Raw genomic sequence first — 3,258 nt, 5'->3', positions numbered from 1 at the left:
GCAGCTATTTTTCTTATTTTGTCCAAATGTTCCCTCGCATCAGTTTCCATTTTCTCTACAAAATGTAGACCTTCGGTTTCAAACTCAGGATTGACCTCCAGTACGTATATTACCGAAAGCTTTGCAATACATGACTTTGCAAGGTATATTGCCTCTTTTATTGCTCCTTCACTGTATTCAGAACCATCCGTTGCTAGAAGAATATTCTTAAGCGGCCCCATATAATCCATCCTGGCATCCATTTTAGTGTCCTCCTGCCTTCAGTATCCCTGATGCAGCAAGCATTAGCACCAGTACTTCAAGTATCGCGAGCAGACCATAAACCGTATCCTTTTTCCTGAACAATATCGGTATAATTGCAATGTAACATATTATGGTCACGCTTGCGAGAAAAGCTATACTGATGAAGTTGAGAAAATCACCCTTGCCGAGCATACCGAGCCATGACCAGCCAGGATTAATGCCTGTATGTTCAAGGTATTTATGTACGGATAGACCCCAGTATTCAGGGAGATCATTCACAGGCACATGGGGCTGAAGAATGCCTGACATATAAATTACAAATGTAATTATTAGGACAAGCAGCCCTATTTTCATCCCTGTATCAAGTATCTTTGCATAGGCAAGCTGTTCCTCTGTTGCTTTTAATTTTTTTTCCATATATTTCTCCTTAATATAGTCATGCTGAATTTATTTCAGCATCTCATAGACCCTGAAACAAGTTCAGGGTGACACTTTAAAAACATTAGTTCCATATCTCGAGCCCCTTAAGCAGTGCCCTTGCCCCTGCAAAAAGAAGCATTATAATAACTATATAACGCACTGCTGCGGGCTTTGTCTTTGCCAGTATCCTGACTCCCACTATAGAGCCGAGCATTATCCCAATTATTGATGGAACAACCATCATCGGCAGTACAGCACCATTATTGACATAAATCCATGCAGCGGATGTATCTGTTATTGAGAGCAGGAACTTGCTTGTTGCAACAGACACCTTTAATGGGGCGCCCATCAGGAGATTAAGAACAGGCACATTTGCCCATCCTGCACCAAGGCCGAACATGCCTGCCATAATGCCGATTATTACGAAAGTTGCAAGACCCTGTTTAGTCCTGTGAATCTTCCAGTTAACCTCCTGCCCTGTTGATATCTCATAATAGATACCATTTATTCTGAGGGCGGTTGAAAGTGCATCTGCCTGCTTTACCTCTGGATATTCCGATTTTTTCGCTATCAACATAATCGCAACAATGCCTAAAATAGTGGCTCCCAGAGCAGTCTGAATGACTTTTGTAGGAAGGGCAAGGCCGAGCATTGCACCGACAATTGCACACGCAGAAGCAATAAGAGCAACTGGCAGAGACAACCTCAAGTCAGCCATGCCTTTTTTAAGCAGCCCTGGTCCTGCGGCCAATGCCCCTGAAAGCGCTACTAAAAGGCCGGCACCCCTGACAAAGTCCAGGTGAAAAGGGAAGAAACCTCCTATAATTGGAACAAAAAGCACACCCCCACCGACACCCCCCAGAACAGCAACAATGCCAAGAAAAAATGTTACAACAAATAGGACTAACGGCCATATCCACCATGGAGCGGATGAGCCTTTCTCAGCCGACTCTGCCATTAATCCTTCATCATAGGCACCATAAGCAATTCCTGGAAAATCAAGAAAGAGATTAACTGCCATTATGATTATACAGATTACGAGTAAAACCTTACGCGACATCTTAATTGCCTCCTTAAATAATTCTTTACTTATCTGTATTTAAAACAAAAACTATCTTCATCAGAACCTTTTGCAGCAAACTTTTTTAAAAGAAGGTTTTTTAAAAAAAGATATTAAGGTAAGTCCTGTTACCAGCCTTTAGTCTTCAAAATATCTTTCACATGCTCTTCAGCCTTTTTCTCAACTATGAGGATTTTTCTGTGCTGTGCTTCTCCGATTATTCCGAGCAATTTGTTTAAATCCACAGGTTTTTCTAAAAAATCCATAGCACCAGCCTTTATTGCCTCAACACCTTTTTCCACTGTTGCATGCCCTGTAAGAACTATAATCTGCAGGTCAGGGTTTTCATCTTTAAGGCGTTTTAATGTCTCTATACCATTCAGTCCAGGCATTACAAGGTCAAGAACAATGGCATCAAACTCTTTGCCTTTTGCCCTTTTGACGGCGTCCTCCCCGCTGGCAGCCGTATCTACTCTCATGCCGCGGCCTTGCAGTCTCTTTGAAAACACATCAAGGAACTGTTCCTCATCGTCCACTATAAGGACACTGGCTTTTAGTTCTTCAGACATTTTAATATCCTCCTTTCTGCTTTAATTCTATTCTTCTTTTTTAATTATCTTCTGGGCTGTGTTTAAATCTCCTTCTTCAGCAAAGGCAATTGCTGTCATAGCCCTTTCAACTTTTTCCATGAATGCTTCCTTGATTTTTGCCACAAGAAGGTCTATATCAGCAGGTTTTCTAAGGAAATCAAACCCACCCAGCTTTTTTGCCTCTTCTTCATCCTTTTCAGTGCCATGTCCTGTAAGGATAATAACCTGTATATTTGGGGATGAGTTTTTAATCTCTCTGAGGACATCTATGCCATGCAAGCCTGGCATCTTTAAATCCAGCACTATTACATCAGGCTCTATTTTTTTGATAAAAGACAATGCCTGTTCACCATCATAAACTGCATCTACTAAAAGCTCTCTCATCCTTAGTCTCTGTGCAAGGGTATCAACAAAATCCACTTCGTCATCAACCAGCAAAACTTTTATTTCCTTTTTTTTCTTCATAAAGTCCCTCCTTTCAGAAAACTATATCTTGAATCCAGCGATAAGCATGACCTATCCACCAACCACATTTTTAGGTTTATACCTCTGCTCTAAATACAGGAAGTGTAATGGTTGCTCCTGCACCAGATGTCTCCCTGTAAATACTCCCTCCTAACTGTTCTGCAATATATTGAGAGATATCATCAGGGCATGTCCCTTTTTCATCTGTCCTCATAAAATCTCCCTCTGCAGCAATGGTGATTATGATAGAGGCATCCGAATGTTCAGTCTTAAGAATAACCCTGCTGTTTCTATCAAGGCTTTTTAAGCCATCTTCAATCAAGCAAAAAATTAGAAATTGCAGTTTTGACGGGTCGCTGTGTATGGATGGGATGTTCTCCTGAAAATCCTTTACAAGACTGATATTCTTCTGGCTTGCAACTTTGCTTAATAATACCAAAAGTTCCTCGATACTTTCATTCACACTGAAGGTGGACAGGG

The 3,258-nt window shown here is 41.2% G+C and carries 6 protein-coding genes; all 6 read right to left on the bottom strand.

Going from position 1 to position 3,258, the window contains the following annotated elements:
• A partial coding sequence (locus HZC12_03455) for a universal stress protein (protein ID MBI5025784.1) occupies positions 1-242 on the bottom strand: 242 nt, incomplete at its 3' end.
• Position 243: 1 nt separating this feature from the next.
• Entirely contained in the window at positions 244-660 is a 417-nt protein-coding gene (locus tag HZC12_03450) for a hypothetical protein (GenBank protein MBI5025783.1), read from the bottom strand.
• A gap of 85 nt (positions 661-745) precedes the next feature.
• Positions 746-1,684: a sulfite exporter TauE/SafE family protein gene (locus tag HZC12_03445; protein MBI5025782.1), complete on the bottom strand. Its 939-nt coding sequence runs from the start codon at positions 1,682-1,684 to the stop codon at positions 746-748.
• 167 nt (positions 1,685-1,851) lie between these two features.
• Positions 1,852-2,292 carry a response regulator gene (locus HZC12_03440; GenBank protein ID MBI5025781.1) on the bottom strand — a complete coding sequence of 147 codons (441 nt, stop codon included), beginning with the start codon at positions 2,290-2,292 and terminating at the stop codon, positions 1,852-1,854.
• Positions 2,293-2,319: 27 nt separating this feature from the next.
• Positions 2,320-2,778, bottom strand: coding sequence for a response regulator (locus tag HZC12_03435; protein ID MBI5025780.1), 459 nt, complete (start codon positions 2,776-2,778; stop codon positions 2,320-2,322).
• A 76-nt stretch (positions 2,779-2,854) separates the two neighbouring features.
• Positions 2,855-3,241, bottom strand: a complete 387-nt coding sequence (locus HZC12_03430) for a hypothetical protein (protein MBI5025779.1) — start codon at positions 3,239-3,241, stop codon at positions 2,855-2,857.
• Positions 3,242-3,258 lie beyond the last annotated feature (17 nt).

The sequence above is a fragment of the Nitrospirota bacterium genome, from assembly GCA_016214385.1.
In the GTDB taxonomy this organism is placed as follows: Bacteria; Nitrospirota; Thermodesulfovibrionia; order UBA6902; family JACROP01; genus JACROP01.
This window is presented reverse-complemented; position numbering and strand designations above follow the sequence as displayed.